Genomic DNA, 22,785 nt, shown 5'->3' with positions numbered 1-22,785 from the left:
AGAACATCCTCACCGCCGGGAGGGCGGAGTTCGTGCAGCCCAGTCCGGGTGTGCGAGCTGGGGCGCGCAAACCACGCAACCGCGTGGGCCGCAAGGCGAACCGCCAAGCAACAGCAGCCCAGGCCACCGCACAGACGGAGCCTGAGCTGGCTGGAATCCCCCGACTTTAGTCATGGGGAGCGCTTCAAAAATGGCTGGCCCGTGCCCGGCGGCCGCTGGCAGGATGGGCGGGCACCAGTCCGCCGACGATCAGGAGCATGCGATGCGGCGTCGCCTCGGAACATCCCAGCGCCCCATTGGCACGAGAGTTCTCGAGGGCTCGACCACGCATGCACATCCTGAACATCGGCATTCTCGCGCACGTAGACGCGGGCAAGACCAGCCTCACTGAGCGGCTGCTGTTCGAGACCGGGGTCATCGACCGGCTCGGCAGCGTAGATGCGGGCAGCACACAGACCGACACCGGCGAGATCGAACGCCGCCGCGGCATCACGATCCGCGCGGCCGTCGCCTCCTTCACGCTGGGTGACCTGCGGGTCAACCTGGTGGACACGCCCGGCCACGCCGATTTCGTGGCCGAGGTGGAGCGGGCGCTCGGCGTGCTCGACGGCGCCGTGCTGGTGCTGTCGGCCGTCGAGGGCGTCCAGCCGCACACGCGGGTCCTGATGAAGACTCTGCGCAGGCTGCGGCTGCCCACGCTGATCTTCGTGAACAAGATCGACCGGGCGGGGGCCAGGGAGCGGGAGCTCCTCGCCGACATCCGGCGGCGGCTGTCGCCGTGCAGTGTCGCGCTGAACACCGTGCGCGACCTCGGCACCGCGCGGGCCTGCGTCCAGCCGGTCGGCGCCTCCGGGGTGCGGGAGGCGGCCGAAGTGCTCGCCGAGCACGACGACGGGCTGCTGGAACAGCTCGTCGAGGGCGGGACGCCCGGATTCGACCGGATACGCGAGGCGCTGGCGCGGCTGTGCGCCGGCGGGGTCGCGCATCCGGTGTTGTTCGGCTCGGCGTTGACCGGCGAGGGCGTGGCCGCGCTGCTCGACGGCATCCGGCTGCTGCCCTCGGTGCGGCCCGGCGACGACGACGGGGCGGCGCGGGCCTCGGTGTTCGCGATCGAGCGGGCGCCCTCCGGCGAGAAGGCGGCCTACCTGCGGGTTCGCGAGGGCGTCCTGCGCGCCCGCGAGCACCTGACCTTCCACCGCGACGGCCTCCAGGGCTCCTACGAGGGCCGCCTGACGGCCCTGTCGGTCGCCGGCTCCCCCGGCCGGCGCGAGGGGGCGGCCGGCGACATCGTCAAGGTCTGGGGTGTTCCGGAGATCCGCGTCGGCGATCACGTGGGCGAGCCCGGCAAGGCCGGTCAGGCGCACTTCACGCCGCCCAGTCTGGAGACCGTCGTCCGGCCCCGCGTCAGGGGCCAGGAGCCCCGCCTGCACGCCGCCCTGCTGGCCCTGGCCGAGCAGGATCCGCTGATCGGCACGCGCACGCTGTCCGGCGGCCAGACCTGCGTCCTGCTCTACGGGGAGGTGCAGAAGGAGGTCATCGGCGAGACCCTGGCCAGGGAGTTCGGGGTGGAGGCCGAGTTCGAGCCGAGCCGCCCTGCCTGCTTCGAGCGCCCCAGCCGCGCCGCCGAGGCGGTGGAGGCCATCGAGCGTCACGGCCCCAACGAGTTCATGGCGACCGTGGGTCTGCGCGTCGAGCCGGCCGCCAAGGGCACGGGGGTGGGCTACCGGCTGGAGGTGGATCTGGGGTCGCTGCCGCTGGCCTACCACCGGGCGATCGAGGAGAGCGTCCGGCTGACGCTGGGCGAGGGCCCGCGGGGCTGGCCGGTCACCGACGTCATGGTCACGCTGACCAGAACCGGCTACGTGGCCCCTGTCACGGTGGCGGCCGACTTCCGCGGGCGCGTGCCCGTCGTGCTCATGCGGGCGCTGCGGCTGGCGGGCACCACGGTGTACGAGCCGTGCCACCGCTTCGAGCTGGAGGTGCCGCTGGAGACGTTCGGCGCGGTCACGGCCGGCCTGGCGGGCCTGGGCGGCATGCTGCGCGAGACCCGCAGGGCGCAGGACACCTGGCTGCTGGAGGGGGAGCTGCCTGCGGCCTCGGTGCACGAGTTCGAGCGGCGGCTGCCGGGCCTGTCGCACGGCGAGGGCGCGTGGTGGTCGGAGTCGTCCGGCGACCGGCCGACCCGCTAGGCGATATGTCGGGTTTCGGGGGAATATGGGTAGTAAGTGGGTCGATGTGCTAATCAGCAGCGCATCTCATCCGTTCAGGGGGGGATCTCCATGGGAGACACGAAGAAGAAACCCGCCGCCAAGTCCGGTAAATCCAAGAAGCAGGCCCTCAAGAGCAGCAGGCAGGCCAAGGAGGCAAAGCGGGAAAACAGGAAGCCGACGACGGAAGAGACCTGATCCGGGTGACATGATCTGACAGCCGAGGGGCCCGACCCCGGCTGTCAGATCGACCATGGAGTTGCTCTCATGTCGGCCTACCTCCGCTTTCCCGCCGTCTTCCAGGACGTGGTCGTCTTCGCGGCCGAGGACGATCTGTGGATGGTCTCCGCCCAGGGCGGCCGGGCCTTCCGGCTGACCGCCGGGCTCGCCGAGGCGGGATACCCGAGGATCTCCCCGCCGGGCGACCAACTCGCGTTCGTCGGCAGGGAGGAGGGCCCGGAAGAGGTCTACGTGATGCCGGCCGACGGCGGGGCCGCGCGCCGCGTGACCTTCCACGGGGCGCGCTGCACGGTCACCGGCTGGGACCCCGACGGGCGCATCCTGTATGCCAGCGACCAGTCCCAGCCGTTCGAGGGCAGCAAATGGCTGCACCGGGTCAAGCCGGGCGGCGTCCCCGAGCGGCTGCCGTACGGGCCGGCGAACTCGATCGCCTATGGGCCCGACGGGATGATCGTGCTCGGCCGCAACACCGCCGACCCGGCGCGCTGGAAGCGCTACCGCGGCGGGACGGTCGGCGACCTGTGGATCGATCCCCAAGGCGACGGCGCCTTCAGGCGGCTGATCGCGCTGCCGGGCAACCTGGCCTCGCCGTGCTGGAGCGGCGAGCGGGTGTGCTTCATCTCCGACCACGAGGGCGTCGGCAACGTCTACTCCTGCACCCCGGACGGCCAGGACCTGCGCAAGCTCACCCACCACGACGACTACTACGCCCGCAACCTGTCGGGAGACGGCCACCGGCTGGTCTACCACGCGGGCGCGGACCTGTACCTGCTGGAGCCCGGCGAGCGGCCGCGCCGGCTGGAGGTGCGGCTGGCCAGCTCCAGGACGCAGCGCAACCGCAGGTTCGTCGAGGCCGCCGACTACCTCGACAGCGCCCGGCTCGGCCCCGACGGCAGCGCGCTGGCCGTCACCTCGCGCGGCAAGGCGTACGCGATGGCCCACTGGGAGGGCCCCGTACGCCAGCACGGCTCCCCCGACGGCGTCCGCTACCGCTTCCTGACCTGGCTCAACGACGGCGAACGGCTGATCGCGGCGGCCAGCGACGACGGCGACGAGGAGAGGCTGGTGATCCTCCAAGGCCGCGAGGGCGGCGCGGGCAGGGAGGTGGCCAGGCTGGGGCGGGTCAACGAGCTGGCGCCCGACCCGGCGCACGACCGCGTGGCCGTCGTCAACCACCGCGACGAGCTGCATCTGCTCGATCTGGAGACGGGGCGGGCCACGCTGGTCGAGGCCAACCCGCACGGTCCGCCGGAGGATCCGGCCTGGTCCCCTGACGGGACGTGGCTGGCCTACGCGAGCCCGCTCAGCGCCAAGTCCAGCGCGATCAAGCTGTACGACGCGGAGAGCGGCCGCACCACGCAGGCCAGCGAGCCGGTGCTGAAGGACTTCATGCCGGCCTTCGATCCGCAGGGCCGCTACCTGTACTTCATCGGCCAGCGGGTCTTCTCTCCCGTCTACGACCAGCTCCAGTTCGACCTGGGGTTCCCGCTGGGCACCCGGCCGTACGCGGTGGCGCTGCGCGCGGACGTGCCCGACCCGTTCGTGCCCCGCCAGCGCCCGCTGGAGGAGAACGAGGACGACGGCGAAGAGGAGGAGGACGAGCCGGAGCGCCTGCGCGTGGACCTGGACGGGCTGACCAGCCGTGTCACGGCCTTCCCGCTGCCCGAGGGCCGCTACGAGCAGGTCGCCGGGCTGAAGGACAAGGCGCTGATCCTGACCAGCCCGCTGGAGGGCGAGAACACGCTGCACCTGTTCGACTTCGCCAAGGGCAGGAGCGAGACGTTCGCGGACGGCGTGAGCGAGTTCGAGCTGGGCCGCGACCACAAGACGCTGCTGTACCGGGCCGGGTCCAGGCTGCGGGTGGTCAAGGCGGCCGAGGTGCCCGAGAGCGACGAGGACGCGCCGGGCCGCGAGAGCGGCTGGATCGACCTGTCGCGGATCAAGGTGTCGGTGGGCCCGGAGGCGGAGTGGCGGCAGATGTTCAGGGAGGCGTGGCGGCTGCAACTGGAGAACTTCTGGAGCGAGGACATGGCGGGCATCGACTGGCAGGCCGTCTACGAGCGCTATCTGCCGCTGGTGGAGCGGGTGACGACGCGAGGCGAGTTCTCCGACCTGCTGTGGGAGCTGCACGGCGAGCTGGCCACCAGCCACGCCTTCGAGAGCGGCGGGGAGTACCGGCCCGGCCCCGACTACAGCCAGGGCAAGCTGGGCGTGGACTGGGACCACCGCGACGGCGTCTACCACATCGGCGCCCTGGTCACCGGCGACCCGTGGGACCCGGAGACCACCTCGCCGCTGAACAGGATGGGGCTGGACGTACGGCCGGGCGACGCGGTGCTGGCCATCAACGGCGCGCCCATCGGCGCGGCGGCCACCCCGAACGAGCGCCTGGTCAACCAGGCCGGCGAGGAGGTCGAGCTGACCCTGCGCAGGGACGAGAGGGTCTTCACGGTCACGGTGCGCGCCTTGGCCGACGATCGCCCGGCCCGCTACCGCGACTGGGTGAACCTCAACCGCGCCGAGTGCCACCAGCGCTCCGGCGGCCGCGTCGGCTACCTGCACGTCCCGGACATGGGCCCGGAGGGGTTCGGCGAGTTCCACCGCGGGTTCCTGGCCGAGTACGACCGGCACGCCCTCATCGTGGACGTGCGTTTCAACGGCGGCGGCCACGTCTCGCCGCTGCTGCTGGAGAAGCTGGCCAGGCGCCGTCTGGGCTACGACTACCCGCGATGGGGCGACCCCGAGCCGTACCCGCCGGAGTCGCCGCGCGGCCCGCTGGTGGCGATCACGAACGAGTGGGCGGGCTCCGACGGCGACATCTTCAGCCACACCTTCAAGCTGCTGAAGCTGGGCCCGCTGGTCGGCAGGCGCACCTGGGGCGGTGTGATCGGCATCTGGCCGCGCCACCAGCTCGCCGACGGCACCGTGACCACGCAGCCGGAGTTCTCTTTCGCCTTCGACGACGTCGGCTGGCAGGTGGAGAATTACGGCACCGATCCGGACATCGAGGTCGACATCACCCCACAGGATTACGCCGCGGGCGTCGACACGCAGCTCGAACGGGCCATCGACGTCGCGCTCGATCTTCTGTCCGAACGCCCGCCGCACACTCCCGACCCTCGACACCGTCCGCGTATGCAACCTTAGGTACCTTTCGGGCGTCTAAAGATCATAGGTGGGGATAGCGCACAGGGGATGAACATTGTGCACCCATCAAGGCGAGACAATGGCCGGTGACAGGGTGCCTTCCCTGCCGCCGGCTACGTGTGTTGAGACGTGGTCCGGCCTCAAGGGGGTTTTGTCAGGTGCGCACACTGGCACGCAAGGGAAAGTCAGCGGTGGTCCGGCTGTACCGGGGGTACAACCGGCGCAAGGCGCGGACGGCGCCGCCGCCGTCGACGAAGCAGGTCCGCATTCTGCTGCTGCACGCCAACGGCATGGGCGGCACCATCAGGACCGTGTTCAACCTGGCGAGTTACCTGGCCAAGGAGCACGACGTCGAGATCGTGAGCATCCTCAAGGAGACCGAGGAGCCGTTCTTCCCCATCGACCCCCGGGTGCGCTTCCGCTTCTTGGACGACCGGCTCAACCCGAGCCCCGACCCGCTGCGCGCGATACTGTCGAAGCTGCCCAGCCGGCTCATCCCGAAGGAGGAGTCGGCCTACCACCGCTTCAACCTGTGGACGGACCTGAAGCTGACCCGCTACATCCGCTCGCTCGACACCGGCGTGCTGATGGCCACCCGGCCGGGGCTCAATCTGGCGATGGCCCAGTTAGCACTGCCCAGCGTGATCACCGTTGGGCAGGAACACGTGGCGCTGCGCACCCAGCCGGAGCCGATGCAGGAGCTGATCAAGTGGCGCTACCGCCGCCTCGACGCGCTGGTCACCCTCACCAAGGCCGACCTGCGCGACTACCGTGAGACGCTGCCGAAGAAGCCGAAGAAGCTGGCCCGCATCCCCAACGCGGTGCCGCCGATGTCGGGCGGCGTGGCCAAGCTCGACGCGAAGGTCGCCATCGCGGTCGGCAGGATGACCCGCATCAAGGGCTTCCACCGGCTCATCACCGCCTGGGAGACGGTCGCCGCCCAGCATCCCGACTGGAAGCTGCGCATCTTCGGCGCCGGGCCGCAGGAAGAAAACCTGGCCCAGCAGATCGCCGAGGCGGGCCTGCAGGACAAGGTGGAGCTGCCGGGGCCGACCTCCGACGTGGGGGCCGAGCTGGAGAAGGCGTCGATCTACGTGCTCAGCTCCCGGCACGAGGGCTTTCCCATGACGATCCTGGAGGCTATGGCCAAGGGACTGTCGATCGTCAGCTTCAACAGCCCGCACGGGCCCAAGGAAATGATCAAGAACGAGGTGGACGGGCTGCTGGTCAAGCCGCGTACGAACGCCAACCTGGCCGCCTCGATCATCCGCGTCATCGAGGACGAGCAGTTGCGCCGTGCCCTGGCGGCCGGGGCGCTGGAGACCGCGCGCTCCTACGACGTGGACGTGATCGGGCAGAAGTGGGACGCGCTGCTGGCGGAGCTGCTGGCCCGGCGCGACGGCACCTACGTCCGCCCGCAGCCCGCGCAGACCCCGGCCGTCGAGGTCCCCGCGCCCAGGCCCCCGTCGGGCGACGGCCCCTCCGGGGAGGTCACACCTCCGAGCCCGTGAGCTCCACCGGCTCGGCGATGACGTCCACGAGGGCGCCGTTGCGGTAGACGGTGATCGGCAGCGGCCGTGCGATCGCCTCGGCGAACATCAGCCGCTGCAGGCTCTGCGCGTCGGCCACCGGGGTGCGGCCCGCGCTCAGTACCAGGTCGCCGGCGTGCAGCCCCGCCCGGTGCGCGGGCGAGCCCGGCACCACCTCCACCACGCGCAGCGCCCCGTCCTGCCCGGTGCGCCGCCGCAGGTCCTCGGGCAGCGGCGCCGGGGAGGTGACCAGGCCCAGGAAGGCCCGCCTGACCCGGCCGTCCCTGATGAGCGCGGCGACGATCGAGCGGGTCGTGCCGTTGACCGGCACGGCCAGCCCGACGCCCACCCCGGCCACCGCCGTGTTGATGCCGACCACCCGTGCCCGGGAGTCGGCCAGCGCCCCGCCCGAGTTGCCGGGGTTGAGCGCGGCGTCGGTCTGGATGACGTCCTCGATCAGGCGCACGGCGGCCCCGCTGCGGGCGGGCAGCGACCGGCCGAGCCCCGACACGACCCCGGCCGTCACCGATCCGGCCAGCCCGAGCGGGTTGCCCACGGCCACGACGAGCTGCCCCACCACCAGTTCGTCGCTGTCGCCGAGCTGGACGGGCTCGGGCGTGGCGATATGGGCCCTGATCACCGCGAGGTCGGACAGCGGATCGCGCCCGACCACCTCGAAGTCGCCGGAGCCGCCGTCGGCGAAGGCGAGCGTGCCGCCACGGGAGGAGCCGACGACATGGGCGTTGGTCAGCAGGAAGCTCGGCACGCCATGGGTGAAGAACCGGCTGGTCACGAAGTCGTTGGGGTCGATCACCACGGCCGAGCCGCTCCCACGTGCCGCGCGCACGGCGGCGACCTTGGGCAGGAGTTCGGCGGCGACGGAGGACACGACCTCGGAGTAGGCGTCGAGGGGATCGGCCACGGCAATACCTCCCTGATTACGTGCTTACACGCTAACTCCCCCCTCCGGCGCGCAGACAAAAGCGCCCGCCCCGCTGCCGCGAGGCGAACGCTCGAATGAGTCGTGGTGGCGGATCATGGCGGCTTCGCCGAGCGCAGCCAACCGGGTGGGAATCAACGCCGGGCCGAAGCCGTCACGATCCGCGGCTCTTCGGGGTGGTCTACCACCAATTCCGGCTGTCTCCCCAGGGGCCGCCAAAGGGCCCGCCCCACCACCTGCGGCGACGCCAGCGCCTACGACGACGGCAACGCCAGCGGCGTCGGCAGGGCACTCCTTCGGGGAAGCCCGTTCCAGCCATCGTTACCTCCCCCCGTCGTTTACCTCCTTAATCACGACGTTAGTCCATAAATCAGGACATATCCGGCGACTTCGCTGAGACTTGACGGCGAATTCAACAGGCAAGGACCTCCCCGGGCCCCGTCCCGGCTAGGTCAAGGCCTGGGCAAGGGCGAGCCCGCAGTAGGCGGCGCCCAGCCCGGCCACCACGCTGGCCACGGCGTTGGCGACCGCGTGGAAGCGCGCCCCCTCCTCCAGCAGCCGCACCGTCTCATACCCGAACGTCGAGTACGTCGTCAGCGCCCCGCAGAACCCCGTGCCCACCAGCGCCATCACCCCGTCGTTCACCGGCAGCGCGGCCACGAACCCCAGCACCGCCGAGCCTGCCACGTTCACCGACAGCGTCCCCCACGGGAAGACCGTCTCGTGCCGGGCCTGCACCGCCCGGTCCACCAGGTAGCGCAGCGGCGCCCCCACCACCGCGCCGATCACGATCAGCACCAGCGTCATCGCCGGCCCGCCAGGCGCCTGGTCAGCCGCATGCCGACGACCACCGCCACCAGCGCCGCCGCCATCGTGGCGACCAGGTAGACCAGCCCCGTCGCCGCCGCCCCCGCCGCGACCGTGCGCTGCACGTCGACCGCGTACGTCGAGAACGTCGTGTACCCGCCCAGCACCCCCACCCCCAGGAACGGCCGCGTCAGCGGGTGCGCCCGCCGCACTTCCGTGATCAGCACCATGAGCACCCCGATCAGCAGGCACCCCGACACGTTCACCCAGAACGTGGCCCACGGGAACGCGGCGGGCCCGCCGGGCAGCGCCACCTGCACGCCGTATCGGGCCAGCGCCCCCAGGGCGCCCCCGACGGCGATCGCCGCGAGCACCGGCCCCCGCGGCTCGGCTCGTTGCGCGGGAACATGCAGATCAACGTCGGGATCGATCGGACGATCAGTCACACAACCCTCCCTGTGTCAAAGCCAGCGATGCCGGGAATTTCTCTAGACAACCTGGTGTCCCCCACGGAGGCCTGATTGAGCACGAAGGACGCCATCGCTCTCCTCGCAGGCGCCATCATCGTCGTTTCCTTCGTCGGCACCGCCAAGACCTCGCCCGCCACCGCGGCCAGCCCGCTGGGCAACCTCAGCGGAACCCTGCCGGGACTGGCTCCCATCATCTCCGGCGACGACAAGGCCGAGGCACGCGGCCTCGTCAAACGTCTGCGCGTGAAAAGGTTAGGCCCCAACACCGGCTACGCGCGAACGAGGTTCGGGGAGAACTGGGCCGACAGCGCGACCGGGGTGCCGTACGCGCGCAACGGCTGCCGTACCCGCGACGACCTGCTGGCCCGCGACGGCCGCGAGGTGACCTACCGGTCGGGTTCGAGCTGCGAGGTCGTCTCGATGGAGCTGACCGACCCCTACACCGGCAGGATCATCCGCTGGCGCAAGAAGGACGCCGACGAGGTGCAGGTCGATCACGTGGTGCCGCTGAACTACGCCTGGCGCATGGGCGCGCCGCGCTGGTCGACGTCCAAGCGGCTCGACTTCGCCAACGACCCGCTCAACCTGCTGCCCGTGGACGGCGAGGCCAACGAGCAGAAGGACGCCTCGGGCCCGGCGAGCTGGCTGCCGCCGCATCGGCGCATCCGCTGCTCCTACGTCACCCGCTTCGCGCAGGTGGCGCTGAAGTACGGCGTGCCCGTCACGGCGGCCGACAAGAAGGCCATGCTGGCCCAGTGCTCCGCCTAGCGCGGGTCGAGCCAGGAGAAGCCGCGCCGGAAGGTCTGCTCGGCCAGGACGTGCTGGCCGTCGGCGTTGGGGTGGAAGTAGTCCCATTTGCTGACGTGGTCGAGGGTGAACTCGTAGGAGAAGACCGCGCCCTTGTCGGTGCGGCAGTTGGGGCCGTAGGCGGCGCACGCCTCGGCCGCCGCCTTGTTGTAGGCCATCACCCGCGCCCGCACCCTGGCCCGGCGCTCGTCGTCGGCCCGCTTGACCGACTTGGGGTTGGACAGCATCGTCGGGCAGACGCGGCCCAGCGTCCAGAACGTGCGGGCCATGGGGTTGACCATGCCGACCTGCCACAGCCGCCGCAGGTCGGGGATGCTGGCGATGAACACCCTGGCCCTGGGCATCCCGGCGCGCAGTTCGGTGAGCGCGGCGTCCATGCGGCGGCGGTAGGTCGCCACGGGGGTCATGGCCGACTCGGTGCGCACGCACGCGTCCTGCGCGCCGATGAGGATCGTCACGTAGTCGGCCTTGGCCGCGACCGCCTTGCGCACCTGGTCGAGCAGGCCGGCGCTGGTCGCTCCCGGAGCCGCGAAGTTGTGGTTGTGCTTTTGGAGCGTTCCAGACATGGCGGACAGCCGCAGGTAGTGGCTGGTGACGTCCTGGTTGTCGCCGGTGGACCACGAGCGGGCGACACAGGAGACGTACCAGCCGCAGGCGTTGAACCCGGTGGAGATCGAGTCGCCGAGCGCGGCCATGATCTCGGGAACGGGCTCGGCCGGGGCGGCGGCCTGCGACGGGCCGGAAGCGGTCAGGACAATCACTGCGGCGAGTGCGGGCGCCAGGCGATTGATCATGAGCCAACGGTAGGGAGCCGATCACGCGTTGCGATGACGTTCCGGCGACGTCTGTGATTTCAGGACCGACTTCATATCGCCGCTTGACAGGCCATCCATGATCAGGTTGCGCTCTATACACCTCGGCGTCAGGCTTTTTCCGGGTTCATCATCCGTAACCGCTCATTCATGGGGGTCTGAGTCGAACGTGTTCAGTTCCCGCATAGAGTGTCTCGGGTGAGTGTCGCGCTCGGAACAACCCGCCCGCTACCGGTTCGCACCACCCCTGTCGGCGACCCCGGTGACCTGCTGGCCTCCTTGCCCAGAACGGCACCCTACGCCTGGGTCAGAAACGGCGAGGGTCTCGTCGGCTGGGGACAGGCCGCCCGCGTCGCCGTGCCGCCAGGCCCCGGCCGCTTCGCCTGGGCCCGCGAGTGGCTGGCCACCGTCCTGGGCGACGCCCACGCCGACGACGCCGTGGGCACGCCGGGCGCCGGCCCCGTCGCCTTCGGCAGCTTCACCTTCGACGAGGACGCGGCCGGCTCCGTCCTCGTCGTCCCGAAGGCCGTGCTGGCCCGCCGCGACGGCCGCGCCTGGCTCACCACGATCGGCGAAGCGCCGCTGGAGTCCTTCTCCCCCGTCCGCGACCCCGGCCGCATCAGCTACGGCGACGGCAGCCTGAGCGCCCCCGAATGGGAGCACGTCGTGGCCCGCGCCGCCCGGCGCATCCGCGAGGGCGAACTGGAGAAGGTGGTGCTCGCCCGCGACCTGGTCGCCACCGCGGAGCGGCCCATCGACGTGCGGCTGCTGCTGGCCCGCCTGGCCCGCCGCTACCCCGAGTGCTACACCTTCTCCGTGGCCGGGCTCGTCGGCGCCACCCCCGAACTGCTGATCAGGCGCACCGGCCAGGAGATCGAGTCGCTGGTGCTGGCCGGCACGACCCCGCGCGGCACCGGCCCGGCCGACGACATCGCGCGCGGGGCCGCGCTGCTCGCCTCGACGAAGGACCGTTACGAGCACGAGTGCGCGATCGCCTCGGTCCGCCAGACCCTCGCCCCGCTGTGCTCGTCGCTGGAGACGCCCGACGAGCCAGAACTGCTGGCGCTGCCCAACGTGCAGCACCTGGCCAGCCACGTCACCGGGCGCCTGGCCGACGGGGCGTCGGTGCTGGACGTGGTCGCGGCCATGCACCCGACGGCCGCCGTCGGCGGCACCCCGACGCCGACCGCCATCAAGGTCATCCGCGAGCTGGAGGGCATGGACCGCGCCGGCTACGCCGGGCCCGTCGGCTGGATCGATGCCAACGGCGACGGCGAGTGGGGCATCGCGCTGCGTTCCGGGCTCGTCCAGGGGCGCAGGGCCCGGCTGTTCGCGGGCTGCGGCATCATGGGCGACTCCGACCCGGCCGCCGAGCTGACCGAGGCCCAGGCCAAGTTCCGCGTCATGCAGTACGCCCTGGAGGGCTGACCTCGGCCGGGCAGGTCCGCATGCCGGCCCTCAGCCGGGGACGTGGACCTCGCCGCCCACGTCCACGCGGGCCCGTCCCGCCGTCAGCGTGGCCACCCAGTCGGTGAAGTCCGCCACCTCCTCGACGCCCACCGCGACGGCGAAGGTGACCTGACCGGCGTAGGTCACCTCGCGCACGGCGTGCCGGGAGGCGCGCAGGTCGTTCTCCACCCGCCCGGCCTGGTCGTGCGCCACCGCGACGCCGACGAGCCTGGCCGGGACCATCCGCACCGGCTCGGCCCGGTCCAGCGTCTCGGTCACCGCCGAGCCGTAGGCGCGCACCAGGCCGCCCGCGCCCAGCAGCGTGCCGCCGAAATAGCGGCTCACCACCGCCACCACGTCGCTGAACCCCCTGCCGACCAGCGCCTGCACCATCGGCGTGCCCGCGGTGCCGCCCGGCTCGCCGTCGTCGTCGCCCTTCTGGACCCGCCGGCCGATGACGTAGGCGCTGCAGTTGTGGGTGGCGGACGGGTGCTCGCGGCGTCGCCCGTCGATGAAGGCCGCCGCCTCCTCGACGCTGCCCGCGGGGGCCACCGCGCAGATGAAGCGCGAGCGCCGCACCTCGTTCTCGTGCTCGACGACGGTCTTGAGTGTGAGGTACGGGACAGGCACATCCGACAGGGTATGCCCTCGCCCAGACGGCGGCGTGATGCACGGTGCGCCCCGCCCGTCTGTGCGGGGTGCACAGGTGGGGGCCGGCAGGCGGGGCATACCGTTCCGGCATGAGCTATCGCGTCGCCATGGACATCGGCGGCACCTTCACCGACGTCGTCTGCTATGACGAGCGGACGGGTGCCGTGACCGCCTCGAAGGCGCCCACCACCCCGCAGGACCTGGCCGAGGGCGTCTTCGCCGCGCTCGGGCGGGTGGTGGCCGACCCCGCGGACATCTCGTTCTTCGTGCACGGCACCACGCAGGGCCTCAACGCGCTGCTGGAACGCAAGGGCGCCCGCGCGCTGCTGCTGGCCAGCCGGGGCGGCAGGGACGTGTACCAGATCGCCAGAGGCAACAGGGAACGCATGTTCGATCTGCGTTACCGCAAGCCGGAGCCGCTGGTGCCGCGCCAGGACGTCATGGAGGTCGGCGGCCGGCTGGACTACCGGGGCGGCGAGCTCGTCCCCCTCGATGAGGAGTCCGTGCGGCAGGCGGCCCGGCGGGCGCGCGAGGAGGGGTTCGACGCGGTGGCCGTGTGCCTGCTGTTCTCCTTCGCCGACCCGGCGCACGAGATCAGGGCGGGCGAGATCCTGCGGGCCGAGCTCGGCGACGACGTGCTGGTGGTGCTCTCGCACGAGGTGGCGCGCGAGTGGCGCGAGTACGAGCGCACGTCCTCCGCGGTGCTGGAGGCGTACACGGGGCCGGTCGTGCGCCGCTACCTGTCCAGGGTCGAGCGGCGCTTCGCCGAGCGGGGCCTGGCGGTGCCCGTGCACGTGATGCAGTCTTCCGGCGGGCTGGTCAACGCCTCGCACGCGATGCGCAGGCCGTTGCAGACGCTGCTGTCGGGCCCGGTGGGCGGCACGATGGGCGGCGTGGCCGCCTCCCGCCTGCTGAACAGGGAGAACGTGATCTGCGTGGACATGGGCGGCACGTCCTTCGACGTCTCGCTCGTCGTCGGCGGCCGTCCTGACCTCAGCGCCGAGGCCCGCGTGGAGGGCTACCCCGTGCTGATGCCGATCGTGAACCTGCACACGATCGGCGCGGGGGGCGGCTCCATCGCCTACGCCGAGGTGGGCGCGCTGCGCGTCGGGCCCGAGTCGGCCGGGGCGGTGCCGGGGCCCGCCTGCTACGGCAGGGGCGGTGTGCGGCCCACGGTGACCGACGCGAACGTCGTGCTGGGGCGGGTGGATCCGACCTGGTTCGCGGGCGGGCAGATGACGCTGGACGTGGACGCGGCCGGCATGGCGGTCGCGACGCTGGCCGAGGAGTTGCGGCTCGACCCGCTGATGCTGGCCGAGGGCATCTGCGAGGTGGCCAACGCCAAGATGGCGCAGGCGATCCGCACGCTGACGGTGGAGCACGGGGTGGAGCCCAGGGAGTTCGCGCTGGTGGCCTTCGGGGGCGCGGGGGCGATGCACGCGGCGTTCATCGCGCGCGAGCTGGGGATCTCCGAGGTGGTGGTGCCGCGCTTCCCCGGGGCGTTCTCGGCGTGGGGGATGCTGGAGGCGGAGGTGCGCAGGGATCTGACGCATCCGTACTTCCGGCCGCAGGAGACGCTCGACGGCACCGAAATGGCACGAAATTTCGCCCTTTTGGAGGACGAAGCGCTCGACGCGCTCTCCGGGCAGGGCGTCCCCGAACCGCGCCGCCGCATCGAGCACGCCGTGGACATGCGGTACGCGGGCCAGGACTACACGCTGACCATCCCGCTGCGCGAGGCCGCCGAGCCCGCCGAACCCGGCTTCCTGGCCGCCATCGCGGCCCGCTACGCCGATGCCCACACCGGCCGCTACGGCCACGCCACCCCCGAGGCGCCGGTGGAGTTCGTCATGCTGCGCAGCACCGGGTTCGGCTCCTTCCCCCGCGCCGCCGCCGCGCCCCCGTCCGCTCCCGGGCAGGAGGCGCAGGACGTCCGCGATGTGATCTTCGATGGGGACGTGCACCGCACGCCCGTCCTGCGGCGCTCGGCCCTCGACGGCGAGCTGACCGGGCCCGCGATCGTGGTCGAGGAGACCGCGACCACGGTCATCCCTCCCGGCTGCCTGGCCACCGTCGACGACAACGGCTTCCTCATCCTGAAGGTGAACCTGTGATCGACCCCGTCACGACCGAGATCATCCGATGCGCGCTCCTGCAGGCCGCGCAGGACATGAACACCACCCTCATCCGCAGCTCCTACACCCCCGTCATCTACGAGGCCAAGGACTGCGCGGTCGCGCTGCTCGACCGCGACCACAACGTGCTCGGCCAGTCGTCCGGCCTGCCGATCTTCCTGGGCAACCTGGAGGTGGTCACCCGCGAGACCGAGCGCCGCTTCGGGCGCCAGGTGTGGCAGGAGGGCGACGTGTGGGTGCTCAACGACTCCTACATCGGCGGCACCCACCTCAACGACGTCACGGTCTACGGGCCGATCTTCGTGGACGGGGAACTGGCCGGGTTCGCGGCCTCGCGCGCCCACTGGCTGGACGTCGGCTCCAAGGACCCCGGCGGGTCGATGGACTCCACGTCGATCTTCCAGGAGGGGCTGCGGCTGGGCCCGGTCAAGGTGTATGCGGGCGGGCAGCCCTGCGGTGACCTGCACGAGGTGATCGCCGGCAACGTGCGTTTCCCGCACGCCACGCTCGGCGACATGCGGGCCCAGGTGAGCTGCGCCATGACGGGGCAGCGCCGGCTGAAGGAGATCGTCGCCCGCTGGGGCCTGGACACGGTGCTGGCCGCCCGCGACGAGATCTTCGCCCAGACCGAGCGCATGGAGCGCGCGGCCATCGCCGCCATCCCCGACGGGGTCTACCGGGCGTCCGGGTTCCTCGACAACGACGGCATCGACCTGGCCACGCCGCTGCCGGTGAACGTGACGATCACCGTGTCGGGCGAGTCGATGCACGTGGACCTGACCGACTGCGCCGACCAGGCGCTCGGGCCGGTCAACTGCGGCGCCGCCCAGGCTGTGGCCGCGGTCCGGGTCGGCTACAAGCTGCTGGTCTCGGGTGAGGTGCCGCTGAACGGGGGCTCCTTCCGCCCGCTGTCGGTGGCCACGCGGCCCGGCTCGATGCTGGCCGCCGAGTCGCCGGCGGCCTGCCAGTACTACTACTCCCACCTGGGGCTGCTCATCGACCTGGTGGTCAAGGCGCTGGCGCCGGTGCTGCCCGGCAAGGTCGCCGCCGCCTCCTACGGCGACTCGATGATCGTGCAGTTCACCGGGACGGACCCGCGTACCGGCAAGCTGTACGTCTCCCAGGAGGCCACCGTCGGCGGCTGGGGCGCATGGGACGGCGGCGACGGCGAGAGCTGCCTGATCAACAACGTCAACGGGGCGCTGCGCGACATGCCGATCGAGGTGCTGGAGACGCTGTTCCCCGTGCGCGTCACCCGCTACGAGATCCGGCCCGGCACCGGCGGCGCGGGCCGCTGGCGCGGCGGGAACGGCGTGGTGCGCGAGTACGAGTTCTGCGGGGAGGCCTGCCTGTCGCTGTGGTTCGAGCGGTCGGTCACGCCCGCGTGGGGCCTGGCGGGCGGCCGGGCCGGGGCCCCGCCCCGGGTCAGGCTCAACCCGGGGCGGGCGGACGAGCGGGAGATGCTCAAGGTCAACGCGCTGCCGGTCAGGGCGGGCGACGTGCTGCGGTGCGAGTCGGGAGGCGGCGGCGGGTACGGGGCCGCGCACCGGCGCTCGCCCGCCGCGCTGGCCGCCGACCTGGCCCAGGGGATGACCACAGCCGGCATGCCATGACGCGCGACCGTCAGGGCAGCGGCTGCAGGGGGCCGGCCTGTCGCCAGTTGTGCGGTGCGCGTTTGAGCGTGTAGGCCGCCTGTGGCAGGTCGTCCCGGACGCGGATCATCCAGCGCGCCAGATCGGTGGTGAGCTCGGCGCGGATCCCGGCGAGCGCGGGGTCGTCGTAGCGGTTGTCCAGCTCGGCGGGGTCGGCGTCCAGGTCGTAGAGCTCACCGGTGCCGCGCTCGTCCAGCAGCAGCTTCCAGTGCGCCCGCCGGAGCATCACCGTGGTCCCCGACTGGGTGACGGTGTTGAGCTCGTCGAACGTGCGGCCTTCGTAGGGGAAATGCAGCGCGGGGCGCTCGTCGACGTCGTAGGACATCCCGCCGAAGCCGCGTTCGCCGTACCCGGTGGCGAACTCCTCGGCCGGGTAGGGCCGCCCGGTGAGGATGGGCCACAGGCTGCGGCCCTGGACGCCGGGCGGGATCTCGACGTCGAGGGCGTCGCAGAGCGTCGGGAACAGGTCGGCGAGCGAGACGAAGTCGGTGCGGTTGTCCATGGCCCGAACGCCCGGCCCCGCCGCGGCGAACGGTATGCGCATCAGGCACTCGGGCATGCCCGCGCCCTTGCGTTGCAGACCGTAGTCGCCGGTGTAGTCGCCGTGGTCGGCGACGAAGAACACCAGCGTGTCCGCCTCGCGCCCGCGCTCGCGCAGGTGCGTGAAGAACCGGCGGAGCTGGTCGTCGATGAGCCGGAGCATGCCGCAGTAGTTGGCGCGGTAGCGCCGCCACTCGGCGTCGTAGCCGGGCCGCTTCTCCTCCACCAGCCGGCGCAGCCAGGTGTAGGTGCCGCCCTTGCGCGCGGCGCCGTCGGGCCCTGCCAGCCGCTCGGGCACCTCCTCCGGGTCGAAGAGGCTGAAGTACGGCTCAGGGACCTGGTACGGATTGTGCGGTTCGGGGAAGGACAGCCAGGTGAAGAACGGCCGGTCGCCGGGCGTGCGATCGATCGCGTTCATCGCCTCGGAGACGATCCGGTGCGGGAACTGGCACTCCAGCGGGAACGGCGTCGGCTCGTGGCTGACCGAGTGGTCGAGCGAGCCGAGCCACTGCTCGAACCGCACCTGATCGGACGTCGCCGCGCCGGACGGGCCACGATCGTGCCAGTACGGTGCGGCGAAGGTGTCGAAGTCGGCGGGCTGCCGGTAGAAGTGCGTCTTGCCCGCCAGGTGCAGCGCGTAGCCGGCGTCGCGGAGCACGTCCACCAGGTCGGCCCCGCGCAGCACGTGCGCCGCGGCGCTGTTCTGCCGCACCCGGTGCGCGGAGGGGTATCGTCCGGTGAGCAGGCTGACCCGGGCGGGCACGCACAACGGGGAGGTGGTGTGGGCCCGCTGGAACTGGGTGCCGCCGCCCATCAGCTCGTCGAGGAAGGGCATGGTGTCCAGGGGGAAGCCGCTCGCGGCCGTCCACCCGGCACGCTGCTGATCGGTCATGATCAGCACGATGTTGGGTCGGTTCACGAAAAGGGCCTCCGCTAGCGCTCTTTGTACATCGAGGTGCTGTAGTCCGTGCGCGGCTTCCAGTTGGGGAAGGCGTAGTCGTCCAGGCTGACCTGCGCGCCCTTGCTCTTGGCCGCCGCGATCGCCGCGTCCCGCTGCTTGGCGCTGTCGCTGGACAGCTTGGTCAGCGCCGCGCGGACGTCGGTGACGTCGCCGCTGAACGCGCCCTGGACGATGTCCCCGAGAGTGGGGGTGACCGGCTTGGACTCGACCTGCACCCGCTGGACGTCCTTGTTGCCGGCGACCGGCATGGGAGCGAGGTAGACGCTCTCCTGGAACCAGGAGATCAGCTTCTTGTAGGCGGGGTGCGCCTGGGTCTGCTCGACGACGGCGATGTCGCGGGGCGGCTGCGACATGGTCTCGGCGACCCGGCGCGAGTAGTCCTCCGTGGTGAAGTGCTCGCCGAGCAGCTTGTTCGCCGCCGCGGCGTGCTTGCTTCCAGGAGACAACCAGTATTCGCCGGGCTGCGGCTCATGGTAGGTGGCCACGGTGTCGCCCGCGTTGGGCACCAGGATCGGCCCCACGCCGAGCTTGTCCGCGAAGTCGGGCGTGCTCTGCAGCGCCACGCCGGGGCACCACGGGCCGTCGAAGTAGTACGCCGCCACCCCGGCGGTCCACCGGGCGCGCGCCACGTCGTCGGTCCAGGAGTTCGCCCCCGGAACCAGCAGCTTGTCCCGGCTCAGCGACACCAGGAACTCGATCACGTCGACGTATTCGTCGGCGTGGAAGGCGTACTCGCCGGTGGCGTAGCGCAGGCCGAGGCCGCCCTCGAACCCGGCCGCCTGCGCCAGGTCGTGGACCTGATCGCCCAGCCGCTCCGGCAGGCCGATGTTCCACACCCAGCCGTAGGACTGGCCGCCGCTCTTGCTCTGCACCGTCCGGGCCGCGGCCCGGAACTCGTCGTATGTCTTGGGCGGGGCCTGCGGGTCCAGCCCGGCGCGCGTGACCAGCTCGGTGTTGAACCACGACGCCGCGACGTAGACCTGGTGGCTGAAGATGGGGAAGGCGTAGATCTTGCCGTCGAAGACGTGTATGCCCTCGATGAGCGTGTCCTGGACCCGGGCCTTGGCCTCCTCGCCGAGGTTCAGCGGCTGCGCCCATCCGGCGGCGATGAGCGCCGCGGGGGGGATCTTGCCGAGCCCGGCGTTGGAGTGGACGTCCGGCAGCTGGTTGCTCTGTTTGGCCAGTTGCAGCGCCTGCCCCATCTTCGCCGGGTTGTAGTAGGTGTACTGGACGGGGGCGCCGCCGGGGCTCTTGGCGAACGTGGCGAAGATGTCCGCCTTCGCCTTCTGCAGCTGGTTCTGGTGATCCCACCAGGTCAGCGAGCCGCCTCCGGCACCGCCGCCACCGCCTCCGCCGCACGCGCCGGTCGCCGCCACGGCGGCCAGAGTGCCCGCCGCGCCGAGGAATCCCCGCCGAGTCATCGCGGTCATCGGTCCTGCCTTTCACCCGCGGCCGTGAACGTCTCGTAAAAAATTGTTGCCGCGTGGCAAATTCATTCTTGCCACGCGGCATGCCGCGCGGCAAGACTCTTCTCGAACTCAGTGTCATCGGCTTGCGACTGGAGGATGTGAACGACTTGTGGTGACACAACGTGACGTGGCGAGGTTGGCCGGAGTCTCCGTGCGAACCGTCTCCAACGTCGTGAACAACTTCGCCTACGTGTCGGAGGAGACCCGCGCTCAGGTGCAGCGGGCCCTGGACGAACTCGACTACCGGCCCAACCTCGCCGCGCGCAGCCTGAACCGGGGGCGCTCCAACCTGCTGGCCCTCGTGCTGCCGCTGGACGTGCCGTACTTCACCGAACTGGCCGCCCACGTGGTGGACCAGGCCGAGGAGCGCGGGTACACGGTGCTCATCGACCGCACCGAGGGGGTGGCGGAACGGGAGCGGCAGATCGTCATGCGGCGCGACCGCTCGGCCCTGTTCGACGGGTTCATCTTCAGCCCGCTCGGCCTGACCGAGGACGAGCTGCGCAGCTGGGCGGGCAGGTGCCCGGCGGTGATGCTGGGCGAGATGCGGGTGGAGGGCGTGGACCACGTCTCCATCGACGACACCGCCGCCGCCCGCGCCGCCACGGCGCACCTGATCTCGCTGGGCCGCACCCGGATCGCCGCCATCGGCGTGCCCCACCTGCCACGGTCGGAGGCCGCCCCGCCACGCAGGCAGACCTCGGCGCACCGGTCCGACGGGTATGAGCAGGCGCTGGCCGAGGCGGGCCTGCCCCTCCGGCCCGAGCTCACCGTACGGGTACGGCGCTACCAGCGCGACGACGGCCGGCTCGCGATGGAGCAGCTGCTCGACCTGGCCGAGCCGCCGGACGCGGTGTTCTGCTACAACGACCTGCTCGCCGTCGGGGCGATGCGGGCGGTGGTGTCGCGGGGGCTGCGAGTGCCGCAGGACGTCGCCGTCGTCGGGTTCGACGGCATCGAGGAGGGCCGCTTCGCCAATCCGGCGCTCACCACCGTCGCGCCCGACAAGGAGCGGATCGCCGAGCTCGCCGTGACCCGCCTGCTGGAGCGCATCGAGGCAGACCAGAGCCCGCCCGTCCATCTGGAGGCGCCGTGGCGGCTGGTGATCGACCAGAGCACCACGGGCGTCCCCGGGCAGAGCGCCCCCGAGGCGCGCCGATGACGCTCGCACTCCCCTCCGCGTCGAAAGCGCGGGCGCGCAGCACCGGGTACGTCTGGCTGTTCCTGGCCCCGACGGTGCTGCTGTACGGCGCCTTCACGGTCTACCCGATCATCGGCAGCTACGTGTACTCGCTCACCGACTGGAACGGCTTCGACACGAGCCGGTCGTTCATCGGCGTGGCCAACTACCAGGAGGTCCTCGCCGACCCGATGTTCTGGAGCTCCTTCCGGCTGACGCTGACGTTCATGGTCGTCGCGGTGCCGCTCCAGGTGCTGGTCACGCTGCTGGTCGCGATCCTGCTCAACTCGCCCCGCATGCCGCTGCGCAAGCTGTTCCGTACCGCGCTGTTCCTGCCGGTGGTCACCACCACGGCGATCGTCGGCGTGGTCATGCAGTTCGTCTTCGACCCGGCCAGCGGCCCGGTGAACCTCGCCCTGCGCGAGGTCGGTCTGGCGCCGGACGGCATCGACTTCCTCGGCCAGTCCTCGACGGCGCTGGGCACCACGATCGCCGTGTACGTGTGGAAGTGGTTCGGGATCACCCTGGTCTACTGGCTGGCCGCGCTGCAGACCGTGCCGAACGAGGTGTACGAGGCGGCCCGCCTCGACGGCGCCGGCGCGTTCGGCATCCTGCGGCACATCACCATGCCCCTGCTCAAACCCTTCCTGGTCATCATCACCCTGCTGTCGATCGAGGCGTCGCTGCAGGTCTTCGACCTCGTCCTGACCATGACCAACGGCGGCCCGTTCTACTCGACCGAGGTGATCGAGGTCTACATCTACCGGTGGGCCTTCGCCGGGACGATCCCCCGGCTCGGCTACGCCTCCGCGGCGGCCGTGCTGTTCGGCCTGTTCGTCTGCTTCGTCGGGCTGCTGCAACTGCTCGCGGTTCGCGCCGCGCGCCGGACCAGGAGGGCGGCATGAGCACGATCACGTGGAACAAGGCGCTGCGCCGGCTGCCCTGGTGGCTGGCCGCCGCCGCGCTGGCGATCGGCTGCCTGCTGTGGATCTACCCGTTCCTGTGGATGGTCTCCGCGTCGCTGAAGACGTCGGCCGAGGTGTTCACCAAGGGGCTCGACCTGCTGCCCGGCGACCCGGTGTGGGCCAACTACGAGCGCGCGTGGGTCGAAGCGGAGTTCGGGAAGTACCTGCTCAACACCGTGATCGTGACCGTGTGCACGGTGGTGGTCGTGGTCGTCAGGTGCGCCATGGCCGGCTACGCCCTGGCCCGCCACAACTTCCGCGGGCGCAAGATCATCATGGGGGTGCTGGTCGCCACGCTGTTCGTGCCGTCCGGGTACACGATCATCCCGGTGGTAGACCTGTCCCAGCGGCTCGGCATGCTCAACTCGCTGACCGGCATGATCCTGGCGATGTCGGGCGCGGCGAACGTGGCGGCGATCCTGCTCTATGTCGGGTACTTCCGCGGGCTGCCCAAGGAGCTGGCCGAGAGCGCGCTCATCGACGGCGCCGGGTTCATGACCGTCTTCTTCCGCATCATGCTGCCGCTGGCCAAGCCGGTGACGGCCACGGTCACCGTGCTCACGTTCCTGTCCACCTGGAACGCGTTCTTCCTACCGCTGGTCTTCACCTTCTCCCGGCCCGACCTGCGCACCGTCAGCGTCGGAATGCTGGCGTTCGTCGGCGAGAACACCACCGACTGGTCGGGCATGGCCGCCGCGGCGACGATCTCGCTGCTGCCCGTCGTGGCGCTGTTCGTCGTCCTGCAGCGGTACTTCGTCGAGGGCATCGCCGGTGCCGTCAAGTCCTGACCTTCTTCCGCCCAACTCCAACGAGAAAGTGAGCAT

General features: G+C 71.2%; 18 protein-coding genes. 11 read left to right on the top strand and 7 right to left on the bottom strand.

Annotated features, from left to right (window positions below; all coding sequences use genetic code 11):
• Positions 1-329: 329 nt before the first annotated feature.
• The 4 genes from ACFOY2_RS25080 (at position 330) to ACFOY2_RS25065 (ending at position 7,105) form a co-directional block, all read left to right on the top strand.
• Positions 330-2,189: a GTP-binding protein gene (locus tag ACFOY2_RS25080; protein WP_379530525.1), complete on the top strand. Its 1,860-nt coding sequence runs from the start codon at positions 330-332 to the stop codon at positions 2,187-2,189.
• A 90-nt stretch (positions 2,190-2,279) separates the two neighbouring features.
• Complete coding sequence (locus ACFOY2_RS25075) at positions 2,280-2,405, top strand: hypothetical protein (RefSeq protein WP_379530524.1); 126 nt, start codon at positions 2,280-2,282, stop codon at positions 2,403-2,405.
• A 69-nt stretch (positions 2,406-2,474) separates the two neighbouring features.
• Complete coding sequence (locus ACFOY2_RS25070; protein ID WP_379530523.1) at positions 2,475-5,594, top strand: S41 family peptidase; 3,120 nt, start codon at positions 2,475-2,477, stop codon at positions 5,592-5,594.
• A 158-nt stretch (positions 5,595-5,752) separates the two neighbouring features.
• Positions 5,753-7,105 carry a glycosyltransferase family 4 protein gene (locus ACFOY2_RS25065; protein ID WP_379530522.1) on the top strand — a complete coding sequence of 451 codons (1,353 nt, stop codon included), beginning with the start codon at positions 5,753-5,755 and terminating at the stop codon, positions 7,103-7,105.
• Here ACFOY2_RS25065 and ACFOY2_RS25060 read toward each other — a convergent pair.
• The 3 genes from ACFOY2_RS25060 to crcB (ACFOY2_RS25050) form a co-directional block, all read right to left on the bottom strand.
• Positions 7,086-8,045 carry a S1C family serine protease gene (locus ACFOY2_RS25060; protein ID WP_379530521.1) on the bottom strand — a complete coding sequence of 320 codons (960 nt, stop codon included), beginning with the start codon at positions 8,043-8,045 and terminating at the stop codon, positions 7,086-7,088. The two genes, ACFOY2_RS25065 and ACFOY2_RS25060, sit on opposite strands and share 20 nt — an antisense overlap.
• A gap of 465 nt (positions 8,046-8,510) precedes the next feature.
• Positions 8,511-8,870, bottom strand: a complete 360-nt coding sequence (gene crcB, locus ACFOY2_RS25055; RefSeq protein ID WP_379530520.1) for a fluoride efflux transporter CrcB — start codon at positions 8,868-8,870, stop codon at positions 8,511-8,513.
• A complete protein-coding gene (gene crcB / locus ACFOY2_RS25050) occupies positions 8,867-9,316 on the bottom strand; it encodes a fluoride efflux transporter CrcB (protein ID WP_379530519.1) in 450 nt (149 codons plus the stop codon). The genes crcB (ACFOY2_RS25055) and crcB (ACFOY2_RS25050) overlap by 4 nt, the downstream gene beginning before the upstream one ends.
• Positions 9,317-9,391: 75 nt before the next feature.
• Between crcB (ACFOY2_RS25050) and ACFOY2_RS25045 the strand changes: the two genes are divergently transcribed.
• Positions 9,392-10,108, top strand: a complete 717-nt coding sequence (locus ACFOY2_RS25045) for an HNH endonuclease family protein (RefSeq protein WP_379530518.1) — start codon at positions 9,392-9,394, stop codon at positions 10,106-10,108.
• Here the strand turns inward: ACFOY2_RS25045 and ACFOY2_RS25040 are convergent.
• Positions 10,105-10,941, bottom strand: coding sequence for an SGNH/GDSL hydrolase family protein (locus ACFOY2_RS25040; RefSeq protein WP_379530517.1), 837 nt, complete (start codon positions 10,939-10,941; stop codon positions 10,105-10,107). The two genes, ACFOY2_RS25045 and ACFOY2_RS25040, sit on opposite strands and share 4 nt — an antisense overlap.
• A gap of 216 nt (positions 10,942-11,157) precedes the next feature.
• Between ACFOY2_RS25040 and ACFOY2_RS25035 the strand changes: the two genes are divergently transcribed.
• Positions 11,158-12,387 (top strand): isochorismate synthase, encoded by a 1,230-nt coding sequence (locus ACFOY2_RS25035; protein WP_379530516.1) that lies wholly within the window; start codon positions 11,158-11,160, stop codon positions 12,385-12,387.
• Between the two features lie 30 nt (positions 12,388-12,417).
• On the opposite strand, the gene ACFOY2_RS25030 is transcribed toward ACFOY2_RS25035, so the two are convergent.
• Positions 12,418-13,038, bottom strand: coding sequence for an IMPACT family protein (locus ACFOY2_RS25030; protein WP_379530515.1), 621 nt, complete (start codon positions 13,036-13,038; stop codon positions 12,418-12,420).
• Positions 13,039-13,148: 110 nt separating this feature from the next.
• Between ACFOY2_RS25030 and ACFOY2_RS25025 the strand changes: the two genes are divergently transcribed.
• Together ACFOY2_RS25025 and ACFOY2_RS25020 are read left to right on the top strand one after the other, a co-directional pair.
• Complete coding sequence (locus ACFOY2_RS25025) at positions 13,149-15,173, top strand: hydantoinase/oxoprolinase family protein (protein ID WP_379530514.1); 2,025 nt, start codon at positions 13,149-13,151, stop codon at positions 15,171-15,173.
• Positions 15,170-16,807, top strand: a complete 1,638-nt coding sequence (locus tag ACFOY2_RS25020; protein WP_379530513.1) for a hydantoinase B/oxoprolinase family protein — start codon at positions 15,170-15,172, stop codon at positions 16,805-16,807. Before ACFOY2_RS25025 ends, ACFOY2_RS25020 begins: the two co-directional genes overlap by 4 nt.
• Positions 16,808-16,817: 10 nt before the next feature.
• Here the strand turns inward: ACFOY2_RS25020 and ACFOY2_RS25015 are convergent, their stop codons facing one another.
• Positions 16,818-18,305, bottom strand: coding sequence for a sulfatase-like hydrolase/transferase (locus tag ACFOY2_RS25015; RefSeq protein ID WP_379530512.1), 1,488 nt, complete (start codon positions 18,303-18,305; stop codon positions 16,818-16,820).
• Positions 18,306-18,319: 14 nt separating this feature from the next.
• Positions 18,320-19,777 carry an ABC transporter substrate-binding protein gene (locus ACFOY2_RS25010; protein ID WP_379530511.1) on the bottom strand — a complete coding sequence of 486 codons (1,458 nt, stop codon included), beginning with the start codon at positions 19,775-19,777 and terminating at the stop codon, positions 18,320-18,322.
• 148 nt (positions 19,778-19,925) lie between these two features.
• Between ACFOY2_RS25010 and ACFOY2_RS25005 the strand changes: the two genes are divergently transcribed.
• Genes ACFOY2_RS25005 through ACFOY2_RS24995 form a run of 3 tightly spaced genes read left to right on the top strand, consistent with a single transcriptional unit; the run spans position 19,926 to position 22,749 of the window.
• Positions 19,926-20,978 (top strand): LacI family DNA-binding transcriptional regulator, encoded by a 1,053-nt coding sequence (locus ACFOY2_RS25005; RefSeq protein WP_379530510.1) that lies wholly within the window; start codon positions 19,926-19,928, stop codon positions 20,976-20,978.
• On the top strand, positions 20,975-21,901 hold the full coding sequence (locus ACFOY2_RS25000) for a carbohydrate ABC transporter permease (protein WP_379530509.1): 927 nt from the start codon (positions 20,975-20,977) through the stop codon (positions 21,899-21,901). The genes ACFOY2_RS25005 and ACFOY2_RS25000 overlap by 4 nt, the downstream gene beginning before the upstream one ends.
• Positions 21,898-22,749, top strand: coding sequence for a carbohydrate ABC transporter permease (locus ACFOY2_RS24995; RefSeq protein WP_379530508.1), 852 nt, complete (start codon positions 21,898-21,900; stop codon positions 22,747-22,749). The genes ACFOY2_RS25000 and ACFOY2_RS24995 overlap by 4 nt, the downstream gene beginning before the upstream one ends.
• Positions 22,750-22,785: the final 36 nt, after the last annotated feature.

Source organism: Nonomuraea purpurea (genome assembly GCF_042650645.1).
In the GTDB taxonomy this organism is placed as follows: Bacteria; Actinomycetota; Actinomycetes; order Streptosporangiales; family Streptosporangiaceae; genus Nonomuraea; species Nonomuraea purpurea.
This window is presented reverse-complemented; position numbering and strand designations above follow the sequence as displayed.